22 protein-coding genes are annotated in these 21986 nt (G+C 66.4%); 16 read left to right on the forward strand and 6 right to left on the reverse strand.

Features of this window, described 5'->3' with window-relative positions:
* Positions 1-7: 7 nt before the first annotated feature.
* From QRN63_RS00885 to QRN63_RS00915, 7 genes are read left to right on the forward strand one after another with little or no spacing between them, the layout of a single operon-like run.
* Positions 8-241 carry a hypothetical protein gene (locus QRN63_RS00885; protein ID WP_267320237.1) on the forward strand — a complete coding sequence of 78 codons (234 nt, stop codon included), beginning with the start codon at positions 8-10 and terminating at the stop codon, positions 239-241.
* On the forward strand, positions 238-1446 hold the full coding sequence (locus tag QRN63_RS00890; RefSeq protein WP_285028855.1) for an acetyl-CoA C-acetyltransferase: 1209 nt from the start codon (positions 238-240) through the stop codon (positions 1444-1446). The genes QRN63_RS00885 and QRN63_RS00890 overlap by 4 nt, the downstream gene beginning before the upstream one ends.
* Positions 1440-2756: an OB-fold domain-containing protein gene (locus tag QRN63_RS00895; protein ID WP_502888078.1), complete on the forward strand. Its 1317-nt coding sequence runs from the start codon at positions 1440-1442 to the stop codon at positions 2754-2756. The genes QRN63_RS00890 and QRN63_RS00895 overlap by 7 nt, the downstream gene beginning before the upstream one ends.
* Positions 2756-3949 carry an acetyl-CoA acetyltransferase gene (locus tag QRN63_RS00900; protein ID WP_285028857.1) on the forward strand — a complete coding sequence of 398 codons (1194 nt, stop codon included), beginning with the start codon at positions 2756-2758 and terminating at the stop codon, positions 3947-3949. The genes QRN63_RS00895 and QRN63_RS00900 overlap by 1 nt, the downstream gene beginning before the upstream one ends.
* Before the next feature lie 4 nt (positions 3950-3953).
* Positions 3954-4814 carry an SDR family oxidoreductase gene (locus tag QRN63_RS00905; protein ID WP_285028858.1) on the forward strand — a complete coding sequence of 287 codons (861 nt, stop codon included), beginning with the start codon at positions 3954-3956 and terminating at the stop codon, positions 4812-4814.
* Between the two features lie 3 nt (positions 4815-4817).
* A complete protein-coding gene (locus QRN63_RS00910; RefSeq protein WP_285028859.1) occupies positions 4818-6422 on the forward strand; it encodes a class I adenylate-forming enzyme family protein in 1605 nt (534 codons plus the stop codon).
* Complete coding sequence (locus tag QRN63_RS00915; RefSeq protein ID WP_502888061.1) at positions 6419-8071, forward strand: class I adenylate-forming enzyme family protein; 1653 nt, start codon at positions 6419-6421, stop codon at positions 8069-8071. Before QRN63_RS00910 ends, QRN63_RS00915 begins: the two co-directional genes overlap by 4 nt.
* Here the strand turns inward: QRN63_RS00915 and QRN63_RS00920 are convergent.
* Positions 8064-9098 (reverse strand): MBL fold metallo-hydrolase, encoded by a 1035-nt coding sequence (locus QRN63_RS00920; RefSeq protein ID WP_410506166.1) that lies wholly within the window; start codon positions 9096-9098, stop codon positions 8064-8066. The two genes, QRN63_RS00915 and QRN63_RS00920, sit on opposite strands and share 8 nt — an antisense overlap.
* A gap of 189 nt (positions 9099-9287) precedes the next feature.
* Between QRN63_RS00920 and QRN63_RS00925 the strand changes: the two genes are divergently transcribed.
* Genes QRN63_RS00925 through QRN63_RS00955 form a run of 7 tightly spaced genes read left to right on the forward strand, consistent with a single transcriptional unit; the run spans position 9288 to position 16132 of the window.
* Entirely contained in the window at positions 9288-9740 is a 453-nt protein-coding gene (locus QRN63_RS00925; protein ID WP_267320231.1) for a MaoC family dehydratase, read from the forward strand.
* A complete protein-coding gene (locus tag QRN63_RS00930) occupies positions 9730-10941 on the forward strand; it encodes an enoyl-CoA hydratase-related protein (RefSeq protein WP_285028861.1) in 1212 nt (403 codons plus the stop codon). Before QRN63_RS00925 ends, QRN63_RS00930 begins: the two co-directional genes overlap by 11 nt.
* Positions 10942-10945: 4 nt before the next feature.
* Positions 10946-12106 (forward strand): acyl-CoA dehydrogenase family protein, encoded by a 1161-nt coding sequence (locus QRN63_RS00935; protein WP_267320229.1) that lies wholly within the window; start codon positions 10946-10948, stop codon positions 12104-12106.
* Positions 12107-12116: 10 nt separating this feature from the next.
* A complete protein-coding gene (locus QRN63_RS00940; protein ID WP_267320228.1) occupies positions 12117-13430 on the forward strand; it encodes a phytoene desaturase family protein in 1314 nt (437 codons plus the stop codon).
* Positions 13427-14236, forward strand: coding sequence for an HpcH/HpaI aldolase/citrate lyase family protein (locus QRN63_RS00945; protein ID WP_285029664.1), 810 nt, complete (start codon positions 13427-13429; stop codon positions 14234-14236). Before QRN63_RS00940 ends, QRN63_RS00945 begins: the two co-directional genes overlap by 4 nt.
* A gap of 46 nt (positions 14237-14282) precedes the next feature.
* On the forward strand, positions 14283-14963 hold the full coding sequence (locus QRN63_RS00950; protein WP_285028862.1) for a hypothetical protein: 681 nt from the start codon (positions 14283-14285) through the stop codon (positions 14961-14963).
* 44 nt (positions 14964-15007) lie between these two features.
* Positions 15008-16132 carry an acetyl-CoA hydrolase/transferase C-terminal domain-containing protein gene (locus tag QRN63_RS00955; RefSeq protein ID WP_285028864.1) on the forward strand — a complete coding sequence of 375 codons (1125 nt, stop codon included), beginning with the start codon at positions 15008-15010 and terminating at the stop codon, positions 16130-16132.
* Here the strand turns inward: QRN63_RS00955 and QRN63_RS00960 are convergent, their stop codons facing one another.
* The 5 genes from QRN63_RS00960 to QRN63_RS00980 form a co-directional block, all read right to left on the reverse strand.
* Positions 16133-16864: a nitroreductase gene (locus QRN63_RS00960; RefSeq protein ID WP_285028865.1), complete on the reverse strand. Its 732-nt coding sequence runs from the start codon at positions 16862-16864 to the stop codon at positions 16133-16135. It abuts the gene before it with no gap.
* A gap of 1 nt (position 16865) precedes the next feature.
* Positions 16866-18014 carry an acyl-CoA dehydrogenase family protein gene (locus QRN63_RS00965; RefSeq protein ID WP_285028866.1) on the reverse strand — a complete coding sequence of 383 codons (1149 nt, stop codon included), beginning with the start codon at positions 18012-18014 and terminating at the stop codon, positions 16866-16868.
* A 3-nt stretch (positions 18015-18017) separates the two neighbouring features.
* Complete coding sequence (locus tag QRN63_RS00970) at positions 18018-19169, reverse strand: acetyl-CoA C-acetyltransferase (protein WP_285028867.1); 1152 nt, start codon at positions 19167-19169, stop codon at positions 18018-18020.
* Positions 19170-19234: 65 nt separating this feature from the next.
* Entirely contained in the window at positions 19235-19897 is a 663-nt protein-coding gene (locus QRN63_RS00975; RefSeq protein WP_267320222.1) for a TetR/AcrR family transcriptional regulator, read from the reverse strand.
* A 23-nt stretch (positions 19898-19920) separates the two neighbouring features.
* Positions 19921-21072, reverse strand: a complete 1152-nt coding sequence (locus QRN63_RS00980; RefSeq protein WP_267320221.1) for an acyl-CoA dehydrogenase family protein — start codon at positions 21070-21072, stop codon at positions 19921-19923.
* On the opposite strand from QRN63_RS00980, the gene QRN63_RS00985 reads away from it, so the two are divergent.
* Positions 21073-21702, forward strand: coding sequence for a cytochrome c oxidase subunit 3 (locus tag QRN63_RS00985; RefSeq protein WP_285028868.1), 630 nt, complete (start codon positions 21073-21075; stop codon positions 21700-21702).
* A complete protein-coding gene (locus QRN63_RS00990; protein ID WP_267320219.1) occupies positions 21702-21974 on the forward strand; it encodes a cytochrome C oxidase subunit IV family protein in 273 nt (90 codons plus the stop codon). The genes QRN63_RS00985 and QRN63_RS00990 overlap by 1 nt, the downstream gene beginning before the upstream one ends.
* Positions 21975-21986 lie beyond the last annotated feature (12 nt).

The following is a 21986-nucleotide window of genomic DNA, read 5'->3' on the forward strand; positions in this document are numbered from 1 at the left end:
GCCCGACATGGGAATTCATTTCGATCCGACACACGGTCCGGTTGTCGGCAGTGAATTTGCCGAGGTGGCGGTGGCTTTCGATGTGCAGGGTAACTCGCCGCGGCTGCGTCTGGAGGACATGCGCACGGGCCGGGTGCGGTTCCTCGACGCGCTGGAACTGGAAACCATCACCTGGCTTCCCGACGAGCGGCTCAGCAGTCTCCTCGATCCGTCCGCGGACCGATGGCGGGGCGAATCATGAGGCGGGCCGCGATCGTCGCGCCGCTGCGCACCGCGGTGGGTGCATTCGGTGGTGCACTGCGGCCTTTGCGTGCAGAGGATTTGGCCGCGCAGGTCGTCAAAGCCGTGGTCGCGCGCAGCGCCGTTGACCCCGACCGCATCGAGGACGTGGTGTTCGCGCAGTCGTACGCCAACTCCGAGGCACCGTGCATCGGACGCTGGGTGGCCCTGCACGCCGGGCTGCCCGTTACGGTGCCCGGGCTGCAGATCGACCGCCGGTGCGGCGGTGGCCTGCAGGCCGTGATCACGGCGGCGATGACGGTACAGACCGGGGCCGCCGATGTGGTGCTGGCCGGTGGCGTCGAGTCGATGAGCAATATCGAGCACTACACCACCACCGCCCGCTGGGGTGCGCGGGCCGGTAACCAGACCCTCTATGACCGGCTCGATCGCGGCCGCGAGATGTCGCAGCCGGCATGGCGATTCGGCGCCATCAGCGGAATGATCGAGACTGCGGAGAACCTGGCGGCCGACTACGGGATCGGTCGCGACGAGGCCGATGCCTTCGCGGCGCGGAGTCATCAGCGGGCGGCCGCGGCGCAGGAATCCGGTCTGTTCGCCGACGAGATCATCCCCGTCGACGTACCCCAACGCCGCGGTGCGGCAGTGCGTTTCGACCGCGACGAAGGGATACGCGCGAACAGCACCGCCGAGAGCTTGGCCGCCTTGCGGACCATCGTGCCGGGCGGCACCGTGACCGCCGGCAATTCGAGCCAGCAGAACGACGCCGCCGCCGCATGCCTGGTGGTTGCCGAGGACCGACTGGACGACCTCGGTCTGGAACCCATCGGATACCTGGAAGGGTGGGCGGCGTACGGCTGCGAGCCTTCTCGCATGGGTATCGGGCCGGTCGGCGCCGTGGAGAAGCTCTTCAGCAGAACAGGATTGACGTTCGACGAGCTGAGCCTCATCGAGATCAACGAGGCATTTGCGGTCCAGGTGCTCGCCGTGCTGTCCGGGTGGGGCGTCAAACTCGCCGATGTCGACGACCGCCTCAACGTCAACGGCTCCGGCATCTCGCTGGGGCATCCGATCGGCGCGACCGGTGTCCGGATTCTCACCACGATGCTGCACGAATTGCGTCGGCGCGGTGGCGGTCTGGCGCTGGAGACCATGTGCATCGGTGGCGGGCAGGGCATCGCCGCGGTGTTCCGGGGCGCATCATGACCGGCCTGCTCGGCTACGCGGCGTATGTACCCAGACATCGGCTGGGGAAACGGGTGGTCGCCGGCTATGACGAGGACTCGACCACCATGGCCGTTGCGGCCACCGCCGCGGCCCTGCATGGAACCGGCGCGCCGGCACTGTATTTCGCGACCAGTACCCCGGCATATGCCGACAAGACGAATGCGACGTCCGTCCATGCCGCTCTGGGCCTGCCAGATACCGCGGTCGCGGCCGATCTGTGCGGCACCGGCCGCAGCGCCTTCGCCGCGATGACGTTGGCCGCGCAGACCGGCGGTGTGGCCGTGGCCGCCGATGTGCGGGTCGGCCGGCCCGGTTCACCTGACGAGAAACTCGGCGGTGACGGTGCGGCGGCGCTGGTGTTCGGTGACGGCCCGGTGATCGCCGATGTCCTGGCCCGCGCGTCGCGTACCGAGGAATTCCTCGACCGGTGGCGGGCCTCCGGCGCGGTGACCGGTCAGCAGTGGGAGGAACGCTTCGGCTTCGAGCGGTACAGCCGGCTCGTCCGCGCCGCCGCGGCCGACGCACAGGACGCCGCCGGGGTGGCCGACGCCGACCACGTCGTCCTGGCGTGTCCCAACGCCGCCGTCACCAAGCGCGCCGGTGCCCTGGTGAAAGGCCAGAAGTCGGTGCAGGTTTCACCGATCGGGTTCAGCGGCAGCGCCGACGCGATGATGGCGTTGTGTGCTGTCCTCGATACGGCCGATGCGGGGGACAGCATCCTGGTGCTCTCGGCCACCGACGGCTGCGACGCGCTGGTCCTGCGCGCGACAGCACAGCTGGCACGTAGGCGGCAGGGCAAACCGCTGGCGGGACAACTCACCGGCGGCCTGCCGGTGACACCGTTGCCCTATCTGTCGTGGCGCGGACTCGTCGAGCTGGAACCACCCCGGCGGCCAGAACCCGACCGGGTGGGCGCGCCGCCGGCGTCGCGATCTGCGTCGTGGAAATTCGGTCTGACCGGAACCCGCTGCGATGACTGCGGTTTCGTGCACCTTCCGCCGTCCAGGGTATGCCGGGGATGCGGCGCCACCGACCGGATGAGTCCGGCGCCGGTCGCCGGCCTGACCGGAACCGTGGCCACCTTCACCGTCGACCGCCTGGCGTACTCACCGTCACCGCCCATGGTGCAGGCGGTGGTGGACGTCGACGGTGGTGGGCGCTTCACCGTCGAGATCGCCGACGCCGAACCAGACCGGCTGCAGGTCGGCGCCCGGGTGCGGTTCAGCTTCCGGCGTCTCTTCACCGCCGGCGGCATCCACGACTACTTCTGGAAAGCGGTGTTGATCTGATGGCGAGCAACGGTATCGCCGGCCGGGTCGCGGTGATCGGCATGGGCTGCAGCCGGTTCGGTGAACGCTGGGACGTGTCGACCGAGGACCTGATCCTCGAGGCCTACGCCGAGTGTCTGACGTCGGCGGGCATCGGGCGCGACGACGTCGACGCCTACTGGCTCGGGACACTGAGTTCCGGCATGTCGGGGCTGACCCTGAGCCGTTCCCTGGGCTCGGACGACAAGCCGGTCACTCGCGTGGAGAACATGTGTGCCAGTGGTTCGGAGGCGTTCCGCAACGCCTGCTACGCGGTCGCGGCCGGTGCCTATGACGTGGTGATGGCCGTCGGCGTGGAAAAGCTGAAGGACTCCGGGTTCTCCGGCCTGCTTCGTCAGGACCCGCCCGGTGACGGCACCGCGCCGGAGATCTCGATGACCGCGCCCGCGGCGTTCTCGCTGCTGGACCCGGCCTACTGTGCCAAGTACGGCGTGCACGCCGACGAGATGCGCGCGGCGATGACCCACGTCGCCTGGAAGAACCATGTCAACGGTTCGCGAAATCCGAAGGCCCAGTTCCGCTCTCCGGTGGCCAAGGACACCATCGACGGCGCCCCGAAAGTGGCCGGGCGGCTCGGGGTGTTCGACTGCTCGGGAGTTTCCGACGGCGCCGCCTGCGCCTTGATCGTGCCTGCTGACCGGGCCCACGATTACACCGATTCGCCGATGTACGTGTCGGCGTTGGCGCTGACGGCCGGCTCGGGGCGCGGCGCCATGGATCCCGGTTACGACTACACCTCCTTCCCTGAAGTTGTTCGCTCCGCCAAGGACGCCTATACCCAGGCCGGCATCACCGACCCCCGCACGCAACTGTCTTTCGCCGAAGTCCACGACTGCTTCACTCCCACCGAAATCGTGCTGATGGAAGACCTCGGCTTCAGTGGGTCCGGACAGGCGGTAAAAGACGTCATGGCAGGTGAATTCGACGCCGACGGCCGCCTACCGGTCAACCCGGACGGCGGGCTGAAGAGCTTCGGACATCCCGTCGGAGCCAGCGGTCTGCGCATGTTGTACGAGGCGTGGCTGCAATTCCGCGGCGAAGCCGGTGAACGCCAGCTGGCCGACCCGCACACCGCCCTCACCCACAATCTCGGCGGCCGCCCCGGCGGCTGCGTGTCCTTCGTATCGATCGTCACCAAGAACCAAGGGAGTTGAGTACATGACAGGTGTAGCAGACGAGGTCGTCATCGTGACCGGAGCCGGCGGCGGGCTGGGACGTTCCTACGCCCGGTTTCTCGCTGCCAACGGCGCGCTCGTCGTCGTCAACGACCTCGGCGGCGCCCGCGACGGATCCGGCGCGGGAACCAGCATGGCCGACACCGTCGTCGACGAGATCCGCTCCGCAGGCGGCCGGGCTGTCGCCAACTACTCCTCGGTGGCCACCGCGGAAGGCGCCGCGGAGATCATCGCCACCGCGCTCGACGAATTCGGGGCGGTGCACGGGATCGTCAGCAACGCAGGCATTCTGCGGGACGGCGCGTTCCACAAGATGTCCGACGACAACTGGGATGCGGTGCTGCAGGTCCACCTCTACGGCGGCTACCACGTGATCCGGGCCGCCTGGCCGCATCTGCGGGAACAGCAGTTCGGCCGGATCGTCGTGGCCACCTCGACCAGCGGGCTGTACGGAAACTTCGGGCAGGCCAATTACGGTGCCGCCAAGGCGGGCCTGGTCGGGTTGATCAACACCCTTGCCATCGAGGGGGCCAAGTACAACATCACCGCCAACGCCATCGCCCCGTTGGCCGCCACCCGGATGACCGCCGACATCGCACCGCAGGAAGTGCTGGACAAGCTCGACCCCGAGCTGGTCGCGCCCGCAGTCGGCTACCTGGTGTCCGAGGAAAACCAGGACACGGCATCGGTTTTCGTCGTCGGTGGCGGACTCGTGCAGCGTGTCGCCCAGTTCCAGAACGACGGCGTCACCTTCGCCGCGCCGCCCACGCTGGCCGAGATCACCGGCCGGTGGGGCGAGATCAGCGACATGGCCAACGCCAAGCTCGGTAGCAACCCCGTCTAGGCCATGACCGGGCTTCAGCAGTCCTATCGGCCCGCGGACACGAGCGCCGAGCTGGTCGACATGCCGATCGGGATGCTGCTGGCACAGCGGTGTGCCCAGCATCCCGACCGGGTGGCGCTGGTCGGGACTCGGCACGGTACCGGGGAGCGGGTGCGGCTGACGTATCGGCAGCTGTACACCGAGGCCGTCCAGACGGCGGCGGCGTTGTCCCACCTCGCCGAGCCGGGTCGGTCCATCGCGGTGTGGGCCCCGAATGTGGTGGAGTGGACCGTCATTCAGTACGCGGCGGCGCTCGCGGGTCTGGTGCTGGTCGCGCTGAACCCCGTGCTGCGGGATGACGAGCTGGAGTACGCCCTCACTCATTCAGGTGCCGCGGTGCTGCTGCACGCCGATGTCAGCCGGGACTATCCGATGGCAGAGGTGGCTTCCCGCGTCACTGCCCGCATCCCTGGCCTGCAACGCATCTCGCTGTCCGAGGATCGCTGGCGCGCCCCAGACACAGATCAGGCGATGGCGCTTCCGGACGTCAGTCCCGACGCGGTGGCCATGCTGCAGTACACCTCCGGTACCACCGGGCGACCGAAAGGGGTGGCGCTCACCCATCGGGCCTTGGTGAACGTGGCCAGGCTGACCCTGGAAACAGCTGATGCCCGGACGGGGGCCGTGTGCGTCAATCCGTTGCCGATGTTCCACACCGCCGGCTGTGTGATCGCCACGCTGGGCCCGCTGTGGCTGGTTGGCACAGCTGTCCTCATCGACCGCTTCACGCCGGCCGGCGCACTGGAGGTGCTGCGCGCCGAGCAACCCGATGTGCTGTTCTATGTGCCCGCGATCCTCGAGGCGCTGCTGGCGGTACAGCGTGCGGAACGGCCACCGGCGCCACGGATTCCGATCATCATGGGCGGCGCGGCGCTCGTGTCGCCTGAGCTGATCGACGGCGCCGCAGAGGTTTTCGGTGCTACGGTACTCAACCTCTTCGGACAGACCGAACTCGCGCCGGTCCTGTCGATGACCCGCCCCGGCGATTCACGTGAAGACCGGCTCGCGACGGTCGGCCGCCCGCTGGCACAGGTGGAGTGCAAGATCGTCGACCCGGCGTCGGGTGCGGTGGTCGCAGTCGGCGAACCGGGGGAGATCTGTGCCCGCGGCTATCAGCAGTTCGTCGGGTACCTCCACGACCCGGCTGCCACAGCCGTCACTGTCGACGCGGATGGCTTCGTGCACACCGGAGACCTGGGCGCCATGGACGAGCGCGGCTATCTCACCGTCACGGGACGGCTCAAGGACGTCATCATCCGCGGCGGTGAGAACATCTCGCCCGCCGACGTCGAGCGGCAGCTGGCCGGACACCCGGGGATTACCGACATCGCGGTGCTCGGACTCCCCGACGACCGGTGGGGCGAGATCGTCGCCGCGGTCCTGCGCGCCGTTGGCGATCCAGCTGACATCGCGAAGAACCTTGTTGCCCAGGCCCAGTCGGTGCTGGCCCCGTACAAGGTGCCGTCCCGATGGTTCGTGGCCGACGAGTTTCCGGTAACTCCCACCGGCAAGGTTCGCAAGTTCGCGTTGCGCGACGCCATCCTGCGCGGAGAGCTCCGGGAACTGTGAGGACCGTGGCAGAGATCGAGGCCTGCCGGCAAGCGCTGCGCGCGCGGTTTCCGGTGTGGCGGCCCCGCACCTTGGCCGACTGGCTCGATGACTGTGCCGAGCAGTACGGGACAAGGTCTTTCGTCGTCACCGATGAGGTGACGCTGAGCTATGCCGAGGTCGCCGAGCAGTCCCGCCGCATGGCCGCCGGCCTGATCGCACTCGGAGTGCGGCCGGGTGACCGGGTCGGCATGCTGATGTCCAACTACCCGGAGTTCGTCCCGATCAAATTCGCCATCGCCCGCGCCGGCGCCATCGCCGTCCCGTTCAATTTTCTGTACCGGACCGCCGAACTCGGATTCGTCCTCGCCGACTCCGGTTGTCGCGTGCTGATCACCATGTCCGGATTCGGCGCCCTGGATTACCAGGGCATGCTCGATGAGATTGTGCCGCGTTGGGATTCAGCAGATTTCGCGCACCGCGCACCGGACCACATGCCAGACCTGCGGCATGTGGTGGTGCTCGACACCGACGGCCGCGCCCGCCAGGGCGTACGGACCGTGGCCGACCTGGCCGCCACGATCGAGGCGCGGCCGCCGGTGGCCGTCGCGCCCGACGTTCCGGGGGACATGCTGTACACGTCGGGAACCACCGGCTCGCCCAAGGGCGTCCTGGTCACCCACGACGCCGTGCTGCGCACCGCATACGCCTCGGCGCTGACACGCGCCTATCAGAACGGGCGACGAATCCTGTTCTCGTTGCCGTGCTATCACATGTTCGGCTATGTCGAAGGCGTGCTTTCGGCGATGTTCGTGGGTGGGGCGATCATCCCGCAGCCGTCATTCTCGGCCGACGGCTATCTCGCGGGCATCGAGCGGCACCGCGCGACCGACATCCTCTGTGTGCCGACCATGGCGGTGGCCATGGTGCAGTCACCGGCCCGCCACAACTATGACCTCAGTTCGCTGGAGGCGGTGCTCTGCGGGTCGGCGCCCGCCCCGATCTGGTTGTGGGAGACGGTTCAGCACGACTTCGGGGTCAGTGAGATCGTCACGGGTTACGGGATGACCGAGTGCGGCGGCGCCATGACCCTGACTCTGCCCGAAGACCCGTTGTACCTGACGTCGGAGACCGTCGGCCGCCCCAAACTTGCCGGATCGGCGTCGGTACCCGGGACCGACGCGTTGGTCCGGTACGAGGTTGTGGGCGGCGAACTGGTATCGAGCGGGCCGGCCACCATGGTCGGCTACTGGAACAGGCCCGCCGAGACCGCCGCGGCCCTGCGCGACGGGCGGTTGTTCAGCGGTGATCTGGGGGCCGTGCGACCCGACGGCTATCTCGAGGTGACGGGGCGCAGCAAGGAGCTCTACAAGAGCGGCGGCGAGCTCGTGATGCCCAAGGAGATCGAGGACCTGCTGGAGGCGCACCCAGCCATCAGTCAGGCTTTCGCGTTCGGACTCACCGACGACAGGTGGGGTGAAATCGGTTGTGTTGTGGTCGTTCCCGTCGCGGACGCGACCTTGAGTGAAGGCGATGTGCTGAACATCTGTCGCACCGGCCTGGCGCGCTTCAAGGTGCCGAAGCGGGTGGTGTTCTTCGACGCGGACGAGCTGCCGACCACCCCGACCGGCAAGGTGCAGAAGTTCCGGCTGATACAGGCGCTCAGCTGACGGTGAAGTTGTTCACGTCGCCGGACTCGTCGACGCACAACAGCCCCTGGGTGACCAGCAGCTCCAGGTGTGCCAGCACCTCCAGCACCGCCGTCATCTGATGGACGGTCTCCAACTCGGTGAGGGCACGGTCCCGGCGGGTCCAGCGCATCCGCGCGGCGACCTCGAAAGCCGTTGCGGCACCCGAGGAAACCAGGTCGGCGACGATCGACAACCGTTCGTCGTGATGGTCCAGCAGCTCCTGGGCGCGGCGGCGGGTGTAGTGATCGGTGCCTCCGTGGGCAGGCAGCATCCGGGCGTCGGGCAACTCCACGAAGAGCTGCAGTGACTGGAGGAACGACCGCAGTGGCAGTTTCTCAGGGGCGCGTTCGAAGGCGACGGACGGCGTGATGCGGGGCAGGAGATGATCACCGGTGAACGCCATCCCGGAAATTTCGAACACCATGTGGCCGCGGGTGTGACCAGGTGTGGCGCGCACGGTGATCGACGCCCCACCCGCGTCGACGACGTCCCCGCCCCGCAGCCAGCGATCCGGAGCCGTGAACGGCATACCCTGTTCGTACGTCTCCCACTGCAGTGCGGCCACGGCTTCGGCCAGCGCGGGGGCGCCGGCCCGGTGCAGCACCGGCACCTGGTTGGGATGTACGCCGGCCAGCGCGTCGAACGCTGAGATGCTGTGCCGCTCTTCGGCGCCCAGCATGAGTTCGATGCCCAGATCGTCGCGCCACTTCACGGCCTGGGTGTAGTGGTCCCAATGAGCATGCGTGACCAGGATCTGGCGCACATCGCTGACTTCGTATCCCAGGGCGTGCAGCCCGTCGATCAGCGCGGCTTCCGAATCGGCGGTCGCCCACCCCGGATCGATGAGGGTGACTCCGGCATCAGTGCCGACCGCATACGCGTTGACCACCGTCAGGTCGGGCAGCGGTAGCGGCAGTGGAATCCGGGCGATGGTGTGCTGTGTGGTGACTGCGAGCGTCTCGACTGTTCCGGGCCACCACGATGAACCCTGGACCTGCGCTGTCACATCGTCTCCTCGCCTCGTCAACTAATTTAACAGGAAATAGAAAAATTTGACAGTGTGTTGCGCGCCACCACTTGCTGGTTGATAAATATTCAAATCGAGATTAAATTCGAGGATGACCGGGTCGAGCGCTGATCCGGATCGCGACGCGGCGCCCGCTGGGCGAAAGCCGCACACAACCAGGGAGACGGAATGAAAGTTTTTGGCAGCCTTGACGAGTTCGTGTCGGCGGCCGGCCAGGAGCTCGGACCGACCGATTGGCTGGAGATCACGCAGGACCGGGTGGACCTGTTCGCCGAAGCCACGGGCGACCACCAGTGGATCCATGTCGACCCGCACCGGGCCGCATCGGGCCCGTTCGGCGGCACCATCGCCCACGGGCTGCTCACCCTGGCCCTACTGCCGCATTTCATGCACCAGCTGTACTTGGTGGAAGGCATCACCATGGCGATCAACTACGGACTGAACAAGGTGCGTTTCATATCCCCGGTGCCGGTGGGGGCGAAAGTCCGCGCCCGCGCCGTCGTCGGCGAGGTCTCCGGTGTCGGCGGTGGCGCACAGGCCATCATGACCACCACCATCGAGATCGACGGTGCCGACAAACCCGCCGCCGTCATCGAATCGATCATCCGTTATGTCGCTTGAGACCGCACACGACGCCCGGGTGGTCGCCGCGCAGCAGCTGTATGCGGCCCTGGCAACCGGTGATCGCGATGCGCTGAATGCCCTGCTGCACCCTGATTTCGTCGGCCACGCGGCTGACGGCATGCCGCTCGGCATGGGTGGCGAACATCTCGGCCCGCAGGCCATGCAGGCCAACCTGTGGTGGCGCATCGGCGAACACTTCCGGGTCCGCGCCCTGCCCAGGCACTTCGACGGGCTCGATGACGGGCGGCTGCTGGTCGGCGGCAATTACGTCGGCACGGCCCGGCGCACCGGCAAGGCGCTCGACGCCGCATTCATCCATATTCTCGCGTTCGCGCCAGACGGACGCATCGCCGGTCTGCGCCAGCTCACCGACACCGCGGCATGGCATGCGGCGCTCGACGGTCCGGTACCGCTGGAGACCATCGAGTACGCGGTCGACGGCGGTGTGGCGATCGTGTGCCTCAACCGGCCCGAGGTCCGCAACGCGATCGACCTGCGCATGGGGCAGGAGACCCTCGAAGTGGCCCGGCGGATCGCCGCCGACGACACCGTCCGCGCGGTGCTGATCTGTGGGAACGGGCCGGCGCTGACCGTGGGCGGGGACATCGGCTACTTCCTGGGCGGCCGCTCCGAGGCGTTCGGTGACCTCTTCCAGAAGATGACCGATCCGTTTCACCAGGCCTTCGAGATCCTCAGTCGGGTCAATGTTCCGATTGTCACCGCGGCACACGGAGTGGTGGCCGGCGGCGGGCTGGGCTATGTGTACGCCGCCGATCTGGTGCTGGCAGCCGAAGGCACGCGGTTCGTCACCGCATTCGCCGGCATCGGGCTGTCCGGTGACGGCGGCGGCACCTGGCACCTGCCGCGACTCATCGGGCCGCGCCGCGCCGCGCAGGCCTACTTGCGCAACAGACCGATCACCGATACCGAGGCGCTGGCCTGGGGCCTGATCAGCGAGATCGTCCCCGCCGCCGAACTGCGCGACAGGGCAATGGCTTTGGCCACCGAACTGGCCAACGGGCCGACGGCTGCCTTCGGCCGGATGCGCCAACTGCTCCGCGAGACGTGGGGTAACGACCTGTCCGCGCAATTCGCCGCCGAATCCCGCGGCATCAAGTTCACCGGCGACAGCGCCGACGCGGCGACCGCGATTTCTGCCTTCGCCAACAAGCACACACCCGAATTCATCGGAAGGTAGACACATGCCCGGATTGACATCTGACAGCGCAGAGCACCGCGCCATTCGGGAAACCGTTGCCGGTATCGCGGAACGCCATGGCCCCCAGTACTTCCTGGACCGCGGCCGTTCCGGCGGAGATATCGAGGAGCTGTGGAAGGACCTCGGCGCCTCCGGCCTGTTGGGCCTGCACCTGCCCGAGGAGTACGGCGGTGGCGGCGGCGGCATGTCGGAGGCTGTCGTCGTGGTGGAAGAGCTTGCCGCCCACGGGATGCCGTTGTTGATCTGGGTGATCTCACCGGCCATCTGCGGCAGCATCCTGGCGCATCACGGTTCACACGAGATGAAGCAGCGGTGGCTGCCCGCCATCGCCGACGGCACCCGCAAGATGGCCTTCGGGCTCACCGAGCCTGACGCCGGATCCAACAGTCACAACGTCAAGACCACCGCCGAGCGCACCGCGACCGGCTGGAAGATCTCCGGCGCCAAGTACTACATCTCGGCGATCGATCAGTGTGACGCCGTCTTGGTCGTCACCCGCGACGCAGAGCACTCCACCCCGGAGAAGCCGAAGCTGTCCCTGTTCGTGGTCCCCACCGATGCGCGGGGGCTCACCTTCCAGCAGATCGAAACCTCGATCGTGTCACCGGACAAGCAGTTCACGGTCTTCCTCGACGACGTGGAGGTCGGCGAGGACGCCTTGATCGGAACGGCAGGCAACGGCCTTCGGCAGGTGTTCGACGGGCTGAATCCCGAACGAATCCTGGTCGGCGCCTTGTGCAGTGGCATCGGTCGCTACGCGATCGGCAAGGCCGCCGACTACGCCAAGGAGCGCACCGTCTGGTCTACTCCGATCGGCGCCCACCAGGGAGTGGCGCATCCCCTGGCAGAGTCCCACATCGCGGTGGAACTGGGCCGGATGGCCACGGTACGCAGTGCCGAGTTGTTCGACGCCGGCGAATCCGCCGGTGAGGCAGCCAATATCGCGAAATTCGCGGCGTCCGAGGCTGCCCTGAAGGCGCTCGACCAGGCCATCCAGACCCACGGCGGCAACGGGCTGTCGCACGAGTACGGGCTCTCGGAGCTGTGGTTCGTCACGCGGCTGATGCGCACCGCTCCAGTGAGCCGGGAAATGGTTCTCAACTTCATCGCGCAGACCTCGCTGGGCCTGCCCCGCTCCTACTGAAGGAAAAGATATGGCAGACAATCAGTTTGACGTGGTCGTCATCGGTGCCGGCGCGGGCGGCCTGTGCACCGCCGCCCGGCTCGCGCACCAGGGCTACCGCACCCTGGTGGTCGAACGTCTCGACAAGGTCGGCGGCCGTGCTTCCACCGACGACATCGAAGGCTTCAAGGTCAACAACGGGGCCATCGTCATCGAGGTCGGTGGCATCACTCAGCAGACCTGCGAAGAGGTGGGCGCGCCCTTCGATATCCGCGAACCGCAACCACCCATCCTGTACCGCATCGCCGGCAAGGATGTCGACGTCACCGGCGGTGGCTGGGGGTTCCTGCTCGGAAAGTTGACGCGGCAGGGCGCAAAGTTGGTGAAGGGGATCGGCGCCGCACGCAACGACTCCGGGTTGCCCGAAGATGAACTGTCCACCGCCGAGTGGGTGTCGAAATACACCAAAAATGAAGGTGTGCACGGCATTTTCCGCAATATGTGCGCTTCGGTTTTCGCCGTTGGCTCTGAAGATCTGCCGGCCCGGGTGTTCCTCACGTACTTCACCCGCAAGAGCGCGTTCAAGCGGTTCGGCTTCCATCCCGAGGGCACCATCGGTTTGTGGAAGGCCCTGGCAGGTGCGATCGAGCGCGACGGCGGTCAAATCTGGCTGTCGACGCCGGTGACCAAGATCTTTACCGAAGGCGACAAGGCCACCGGCATCGAGGTGCTCCGCGACGGTCACTCTGTGCGGATCGACGCCCAGGTCGTTGTCAGCGATGTGGGGCCCGCCGCCACCGTGGCCTTGATCGGCGCGGAGAATGTCCCACTGGACTACCAGGAACTGGTCAAGGCGGGGGACCGTCCCACCTCGATGATCTCGGTCAACTTCGCCAGCCGGGAGAGCCTCATCGAGGCGCCCGGCATGCTGAGCTTCGCGAAATCGCGGCGGCTGGCCTACATCGCCAACTTCACCGGGGTGTGCCCGGAGATGGCTCCGGAAGGCTGGCACCTCTACGTCGGCACATCGGTGCCGAAGAATCCGACGGGCGATTTCGACGAGGCTGCCGAAACCGAGTTCCTCCTGCAGGATTTGCGTGACACCATCGAGGACTTCGACACCCGGGCACGGATCCTGAACATCGCGATCACCCGCGACGATTGGCCGCCGCAGCGGGCCGTCGCCGGTTTCGACCTGCCCCACGACACCCCGTTCGCCGGACTGTGGAATGTGGGAGACGGGGTCAAGGAGTACGCCAACGGGGGCACCACCGCCTGCGCGGAGACGGCAAAACTGGTGGTGGACAAGATTGTTGCCGCGTACCGCCCGGCGGTGCTGCGCTGAAGGCGCCTGACGTCGCATCGGCCCGCAGCCTGCTGTTCGTGCCGGGTGACCGGCCCGAACGGTTCGACAAGGCTGCGGGCTGCGGCGCGGATGGGATCGTGCTCGACCTCGAAGACGCCGTCGAGCCGGCTCGGAAGTGCGCGGCCCGCCGCCATGTCGCCGACTGGCTGGCAAGCGGCGGCACCGGGCTCGTCCGTATCAACGGCGCGGAGACACCCTGGTACACCGACGATCTCGCGATGGTCGCCGAGTATGGATGTCCGGTCATGGTGCCCAAGGCGGAACCGGAGACGCTGCGCTCGGCCCGCTTGACCGCGCCCGTCATCGCCCTGATCGAGACCGCCGCAGGAGTGCTCGCTGCCTCGGCAATCTGCGCGGTCCGCGGCGTAACCCGGGCGGCTTTCGGGAGTATCGATCTGAGCACTGAAATCGGTATCGACGCACACGATTATGACGCGCTGAGCGCAGCGCGTAGTGCGATGGTGCTGGCGTCAGCGGCAGCTGGTCGGCCCGCGCCGCTCGACGGTGTGACGGTCAATGTCCGGGACACCGATGTAGTCCGGAAGGATGCGGCTGCCGCGGCACGGCTGGGCTTCGGCGGGAAGCTGTGTGTGCACCCGAACCAGGTGAGCGTGGTGAACGAGATGTTCAGCCCGACCGATGACCAGATCGAGTGGGCGCGCGCTGTGGTCACGGCTGCCGGCGCGGGTGGCGCTGCCGTGCTGGACGGCCGGATGCTCGACCGGCCGGTGCTGGAACGCGCTCGCAAGATCTTGTCCCAGGTTGAGTCCGTGGAGCGCCAATAGTGCGATGCCCGAGAACTCGTCCTCGCCACCATTCGAAAGGTGACCCATGTCCAAAACTCTCCAGGGCGTCTGCGCCTGGTCCGGCCCGGCCGCCGTCGGGGTGTCGTTCATCGGATGGCTGATCGCCGGAGTGCTGCCGATTCCGTTGGGGCCCAGTAGCACAACCGAACAAGTCGTCGCCTTCTACGGTCACGACACCCGGGTTCTCGCTGGTCTGGTCATCGCATCGCTCGGCGTCAGCCTGGTGTTTCCGCTGGTCGCGCTCATCGGTCTGGTCATGGCCCGGATCGAGGGCCGCGCACCGCTGTTGGCCGTCATGCAAATCGTCGTCGGTGCGGCCACCGGAGTCCTGCTGCTGATTCCGATGCTGCTGATGGCGGTGATCTCCTTCCGGCCCGACCGAAACCCCGAGATCACCGTCACGCTCAATGACATCGCCTGGCTGTTGTTTCTCACGCCCATCGCGCCGTTCATGATTCAGAACATCGTGATCGGCGTGACCATCCTGCGTGACCCACTGAGCCGGGTCCCGCGCTGGGTCGGGTACGTGAACTTCTGGGTGGCGGCGTCGTTCGTGCCCGATGTGCTGGCGTTCTTCTTCCACCGCGGTCCGCTCGCCTGGAACGGCATCCTGGTGTTCTGGCTCGCTCTGACAACCTACGCGGTCTTCCTCGTCGTCATGGGAGTGACGATGCGCAACGTCGATCTCGACGCGCACGACGCGTGACCGGCGGCTTCGCTTCGCGGCTGCGCCGGACACTACGCCCGGGCATGACCGTCGCTCTCGGTGATGGCGTGGGCGGCCTCCGCACACTTGACGACGGAACCTGTGTACTCGGCGAGATCAGCAGCGCAGCAACAGAAGTAGGGGGAATACGACTGATCCTCGGTTGGTCGCCGCTGCCGCTGACAGGACTGCGGCCGGACGCCTTCGCTCAGGTGATCACCTTGATGCCGGGCTGGGGTGCGCGGGCACTCACGGCGACGCGTTCCATCCCGACCAGCATGTCGGCCATCCCGGCGCTGCTCGCCGGTCCGCTCCGGCCTGACCTGCTGATCACCCGCATGGTCACGCGCGCAGGGGTATTGGCGTTCTCTACCGAGGTGTCGTGGCAGCAGGGGCTGATCGATGCCGGCGTCCCGGTCTGGGCCGTCATTGACGGCTTCGCTCCCGCGGCCGGCGCGCCACACCGTGGCGTGGCGGGCGCTGACATCGACGTCGTGGGTCTGTGCACTGACGGGCCAATGCCGATGCCGGCACGCGCGCCGGAGGCGGTCCACGAAGCACTCGCCGACAACGTGCTCCGTCTCGTACCGCCCGGGGCCCGATTGCAGTATGGGCCAGGACAACTGGGCACGGCCATCCTGCGGCGTGCGGAGAATCCGTTGGCCATCGATACCGGATTGCTCACCGACGCTGTGGTAGACCTCGATCGTCGAGGTCTGCTCGTCGGAGTTCCTTCTGCCGCATATCTGTTGGGCGGCGAGGAATTGTTCTCGTGGGCTGATGGGCGAGCGATTCTGCGGGGCATCGAACACACCCACGACGTGACCCGACTCGCCGGCGGCGGGCCGTTCGTGTCGGTCAACACCGCCATCGAGATCGACCCGTACGGCCAGGTCAATGTCGAAGGAGTCGGAGATCGCGTCGTCGGCGGCATCGGTGGGCACCCCGACTACTGCACTGCCGGGCGGTTGAGCTCCGGCGGGTTGTCGATCATCGCCGTCACGAGCCGATTCGACGGCCGGTCACCACTCGTGGATCAGTTGAGCCGACCGGCATCGACGCCGGCACACGACGTGGATGTGATCGTCACCGAGCGTGGGCATGCGGATCTCCGTGGCGCTGACTGGGATCAGCGGCGCGCGTTGATCACCGATCTCTTCGAAAGGTGATCACGCGGTGACCCATTCGACGACCTGATCGATCGGTGCTCGGGTGGTCCGGTAACTGTTTGTCGGGTGATCGAGGTCGGGGTAGCCGAATGAGATGCCGCAGACGATGTTGCGGTCGTCACCGAGCCCGAGCTCGCGGCGCAACACACTCGGGTACATGGCCAGCGCCGCCTGGGTGACGCTACCGACACCGTGAGCGGTCGCGGCGAGCAGGAAATTGTTGACGTACCCGCCGCAATCGACGGCGCCGTACGGTCCCAGCGCTTCGTCGGCGTGGATGATTGCCACGTGCGGCGCACCGAAGAACGCGAAATTCTGTTCGGTCTGTTCGCGTTGACGCCGGCGGTCGCCGCGTTCGATACCGAGCGCGGTGTACAGCTGAAATCCGCTCTCGCGCCGGCGGTCACGGTAGACACCACGATATTCCCGCGGGAACGCGATGTCGGGTGCCGCCGGCTGACCGGACTCGACGGCGGCACGGAGCGCATCGCGCAGGCGGTCGGTGCCGGCGCCACTGGTGACCGTGACCTGCCAGGGCTGGCTGTTGCACCACGAGGCGGTCAGCTGAGCGGCGCTCAGGATCTTCTCGATGGTGTTGCGGGGCACCGGTTCCGGAGTGAAGGCGCGGTGGCTGACTCGAACGGCCAGCAGGTGTTGTAGCACCTCGGCAGCGGCTGCCGGAAGCCCTGTCGAGCGGCGCGTTCCCACGATGTCCTGGATGTCGGCGCCCATGTCAGGCGACCACGTCGCGGCCGATGATCTCCTTCATGATCTCGGTGGTGCCACCGTAGATGGTCTGGATGCGGGTATCCAGATACGCCCGGGCAACCGGGTACTCGGTCATGTAGCCGTAGCCGCCGTGCAACTGGAGGCAGCGGTCGATCACCCGCTTCTGCAGCTCGCTGACGTACCACTTGCCTTTCGCCGCGTCCACCGCGGTGAGTTCGCCTGCGTTGTATGCCAATACCGACCGGTCGGCGTAGGACTGTGCGATGTCGATCTCGGTGGCCATCTCGGCGAGTTCGAAGCGGACGTGCTGTTTGTCCGACAGTGGAGCACCGAAGGCGTGACGCTGTCTGCAGTACTCGACCGTCATCTCGAAGATGGCCCGGGTGGTGGCGATGGCTTTGGCGGTCACCCCGAGACGTTCGCGGGGGAGATGGCTCATCAGGTACTGCAGCCCGCGTCCCTCCTCGCCGAGCAGATTGGCCGCGGGCACCTGGGCGTCGCGGAAGTACAGTTCGGAGGTGTCCTGAGCCGGCAGCCCGATCTTGTCGAGCTTGCGGCCACGTTCGAATCCCGGAGTATCACGTTCCACCACAAAAAGACTCAGATCGCCTGAACCGCCGCCGTTGCCGGTGCGCGCGGCCACCACCACCAGGTCGGCCATGATGCCACTGGAGATGAATGTCTTCTGCCCGTTGAGGATCCACTGCTCGCCGTCGCGGCGCGCAGTGGTGCGCAGGCCACGCAGGTCGCTGCCGGCCCCCGGCTCGGTCATGGCGAGAGCACCGATGATCTCGCCGGTGGCGAAACCGGGTAGCCAGCGCTGCTTCTGCTCATCGTTGGTCAGATCGAGCAGGTAGTGCAGCACCAGGTCGTCCTGCAGGCTCACGGTCAGGCCGAAAGACAAGGCGTTGATCCGCGCGATCTCCTCGCACACCACCATGCGATAGCGGTAGTCGGGTTCGCCGGAGCCACCGTACTGTTCCCCGATCTGCAGCGCGTAGATACCGGCTTTGGCGGCGCGTGCGAACACACCGCGATCGATCCACCGCTCGTTGTCCCAACCTTGTTGGTGGGGAACGACTTCACGTGCGAGGAACTCCCGGACCGTCTCCCGGTAGGCCTCGTGATCGGGGGAGTAAAGGTCGCGCCGCACCGCTCAGATCCGTTCGATGATGGTGACGTTGGCCTGTCCACCGCCCTCGCACATGGTCTGCAACCCGTAGCGTCCGCCGGTGCGTTCCAACTCGTGCAGCATCGAGGTCATCAGCCGGGCTCCGGTGCAGCCGATCGGGTGTCCGAGTGCGATGGCCCCACCGTTGGGGTTCACCTTCGCCGGATCGGCACCGAGTTCGGCGATCCAGGCCAGCACCACCGGCGCGAACGCCTCGTTGATCTCGACGACATCGATATCGTCGATGGACATGCCCGCGCGCTTCAACGCGTGCTGGGTGGCCGGGATCGGTGCGCTGAGCATCATCACCGGATCCGCGCCGCGCACCGACATGTGATGGATGCGGGCCCGCGGAGTCAGGTTGAACCGTTCCACCGCATCAGCGGAGGCGACGAGCACCGCCGCTGCGCCGTCAGAGATTTGGCTGGCCACCGCGGCAGTGAGGACGCCGCCGTCGACGAGGGTGGGCAGTGCTGCCATCTTCTCCAGTGACGTGTCCGCGCGCGGCCCTTCGTCGGTGCTGATGCCGGCGTATTCGGTGATCTCGCGGGTGAAGTAACCCTGCTCGATGGCGGCGAGTGCGCGCTGATGGCTGGTCATCGCGAACTGCTCGTTGTCCTCGCGGGACAGCTTCCACTGGGCGGCGATCATCTCGGCGCCGCGGAACTGCGAGATTTCCTGATCGCCATACCGGGCCTGCCATCCTTCGCAGCCGGTCCACGGATCGGTCGAACCGTACGGCTCGCCGGCGGCGAACGCCGACAGGATCGGGAACTGGCTCATCTTCTGCACCCCGCCGGCCACCACCAGGTCGACGGTGCCGCTCATCACGCCCTGTGCGGCGAAATGCACTGCCTGCTGGGCGGATCCGCACTGACGGTCGATGGTGACGCCGGGGACCGACTCGGGCAGCCCCGCGGCCAGTGCCGCGGTGCGCGCGATGTCCCCGGCCTGCGCACCGATGTTGTCCAGGCAGCCCAGGATGACGTCGTCGATGGCGGCGGGATCGATATCGTGGCGCCCCACAACGGTCTTGATGACGTGTGCCGCCAGATCAGCGGGATGTGCGCCGGACAGCCCGCCGCGGCGACGCCCGACGGGGGTGCGGACAGCATCAACAATGTAAGCCTCGGTCATGGAAATTAATTTAACATAGAATCAAAACTGTCACCAGCAGCGAGCCGGGCCTGCGGATTCGGCGGTTACGCCTTGGTGCTTCGCCCTCGGCGCGGTGGCTCCGGCGGGCAGATTCCGGCGCGCACGATGCTCTGGGCGTTGGCGACGACGGTATCGATGGACGTCCGCCTGGCGTTCCACCATTCGGCGGCCCAGTTCAGCGCGCCGAGTACAAGGTTCATGGCGACGCGGGTGTCGAGATCGCTCCTGATCTGGCCTTCGTCCGCGGCATTGGTGAAGAGTCGCAGCCAGATTCGGTTATACGCCGCAGTTTCTTTCTCCTGGCGGGCGCGCAGATGCTCGGGCACCTGCCCTGAATTGCGGATGGACGCTGTCGCATAATCGGACAATTCCAGTTCGTGACGCAGGTGCGCCTCGACTGCGGCGAGAATTCGGTCGATCGGCTCAGTGTCTTCGGGCAGCTTGTCCAGTACCTCCTGCAAGTACTGGCGCATATCGCTGATGCCTGCGAACATCACCTCTTCGATGAGGTCCTCGCGGGACGGGAAGTAGTAGTAGATGGCCGGAGCCTGCAGTTCGGCGTGCTTCGCCACGTCCGTCAGTCTGGTGCCGGCGTAACCCTTGGCGCTCAGGACATGTGCGGCGGCATCGAGGATGCGGGCCCGCGTGCGCTGCGACTTGCTGTCGGCGTCATCCGGGGTTCGGGTTTTGCTGGTGCTTCGGGCCATTGTCCGATGATATGGGCGAACCGTCAGATGCCGCCGCGGGACACCAGTTGGGCGGCGATGACGTTCCGCTGGATTTCGTTGGTGCCTTCGCCGACGATCATGAGTGGGGCATCCCGGAAATACCGTTCCACGTCGTATTCGGTGGAGTAGCCGTACCCGCCGTGGATACGCACGGCATTGAGGGCTATCTCCATGGCGGTTTCGGAGGCGAACAGTTTCGCCATCCCGGCCTCCATGTCGCACCGGTCTCCGCTGTCGTAGCGCTCGGCGGCGTGCCAGGTGAGTTGACGCGCCGCGGTCAGCTTGGTGGCCATATCGGCCAGGTAGTTTCCGATCGACTGGTGCTTCCAGATGGGCTGGCCGAAACTCTCCCGCTGCTGCGCGTAGGCCAACGAGTCCTCCAGTGCGGCGGTTGCGACGCCGAGGGCCCGGGAGGCCACCTGGATGCGGCCGGTTTCGAGGCCTTTCATCATCTGCCCGAAGCCCTTTCCGGGTGTCCCGCCCAGGATCGCCGAGGCGCTGATGCGGTAGTTGTCGAAGGCCAGCTCGCAGGATTCGACGCCTTTGTAGCCCAGCTTCGGAAGGTCTCGTGACACCGTCAACCCCGGACCGTGTTCGACCAACACGATGGAAATGCCCTTGTGCTTGGGCTGTGCCGTCGGATCGGTCTTGCACAGCAGGGCGATCAGCTGCGAGCGCCGGGCATTGGAGATCCAGGTCTTTGCGCCGGTGATAACCAGGTCATCGCCATCGGTCTTTGCAACCGTGGTCATGGCCTGCAGGTCCGATCCGCCGCCGGGTTCGGTGAGTGCCATGGTGGCGCGGACTTCGCCGGTGGCCATCTTCGGCAGGTAGGTCTGTTTCTGCTCCTCGGTGCCGAACAGCGTCAACAACTTGGCGACGACGGTGTGGCCACCCATCGCCCCGGCCAGACTCATCCAGCCCCGTGCCAACTCCTGGGTGACCTGGGCGTAGCAGGGCATCGACACCGGGGCGCCGCCGAATTCTTCGGGTACCGCCAAGCCGTAGATCCCGATGGCCTTCATCTGTTCGATCCACTTGTCGGGGTATTCGTTGGCGTGCTCGACCTCCTGCACGGTCGGCTTCACCTCGCGGTCGATGAACTCCCGCACCGTCTGGATCAGGAAAGCCTCTTCAGCGCTGAGCGTGGTCATGTGACCAGCATAGACAAAAATCTATTCCATGTTAAATTCTTGAGCATGGTGGCGATCGGGAAGGCCGACCGGCAGACGCGGAGGCTGCCGGGTGAAGAGGGAACCTGGGTGTTCATCTTCGGCGATATGACGGTCTTCGCCGTGTTGTTCGGTGTCTATCTCTACTACCGAAGTGCCGACCCAGTCCTGTTCAACGGCTCGCAGGCCCGGCTCAACCAGACGTTCGGCGTGGCCAACACCCTTGTCCTGCTGACCAGTTCTCTGCTGGTCGCCACGGCGGTGCGTGCGGTGCGGCAGCGGGAGAATGCGCTTGCGGCACGGTTGATCGTCGGTGCCATGGTGTGTGGCGGGCTGTTCGTCGTGAACAAGGGGATTGAGTACGGGCACAAGATATCCCAGGGTTATCTGCCTGCCACCGATCAGTTCTTCACATACTTCTACGTGGTGACAGGCCTGCACCTGGTTCACGTCGTGGTCGGGATGGGGCTCTTGTGGTTCATGCTGACGCTGATAAGGCGACCCGAACTGACCGCATGGCAGCACTCCTATCTGGACGGCGCGGCCTGCTTCTGGCACATGGTCGATCTGCTCTGGATCATCATCTTTCCGCTCCTCTACTTGGTGAAGTGATGGCTTTCAGCATCTTTCGCAACAAGACGACACTGGTGTGGTCCGGTCTGATCGCGGCGACGTTGATGTCCTGGTTTCTCGGCGCCGGGCATCGACTGGGCGCAGCCGCCGCCGGGGTGACGATTCTGCTCATCGCGTTCGTGAAGGTGCGGTTCGTCGGTCGCTATTTCATGGAGCTGCGCCATGCGCCGCTCGGGTTGGTCGCCGTCTTCGACGCGTGGATCGTCGTCGTTGCCGCAGCACTGATCGGCCTGTTTCTCGGCCTCGCCTGATCGCAAGCTGTT

Origin of the sequence: Mycolicibacterium sp. lyk4-40-TYG-92 (assembly GCF_030209435.1) — a bacterium.
Taxonomy (GTDB): Bacteria; Actinomycetota; Actinomycetes; order Mycobacteriales; family Mycobacteriaceae; genus Mycobacterium.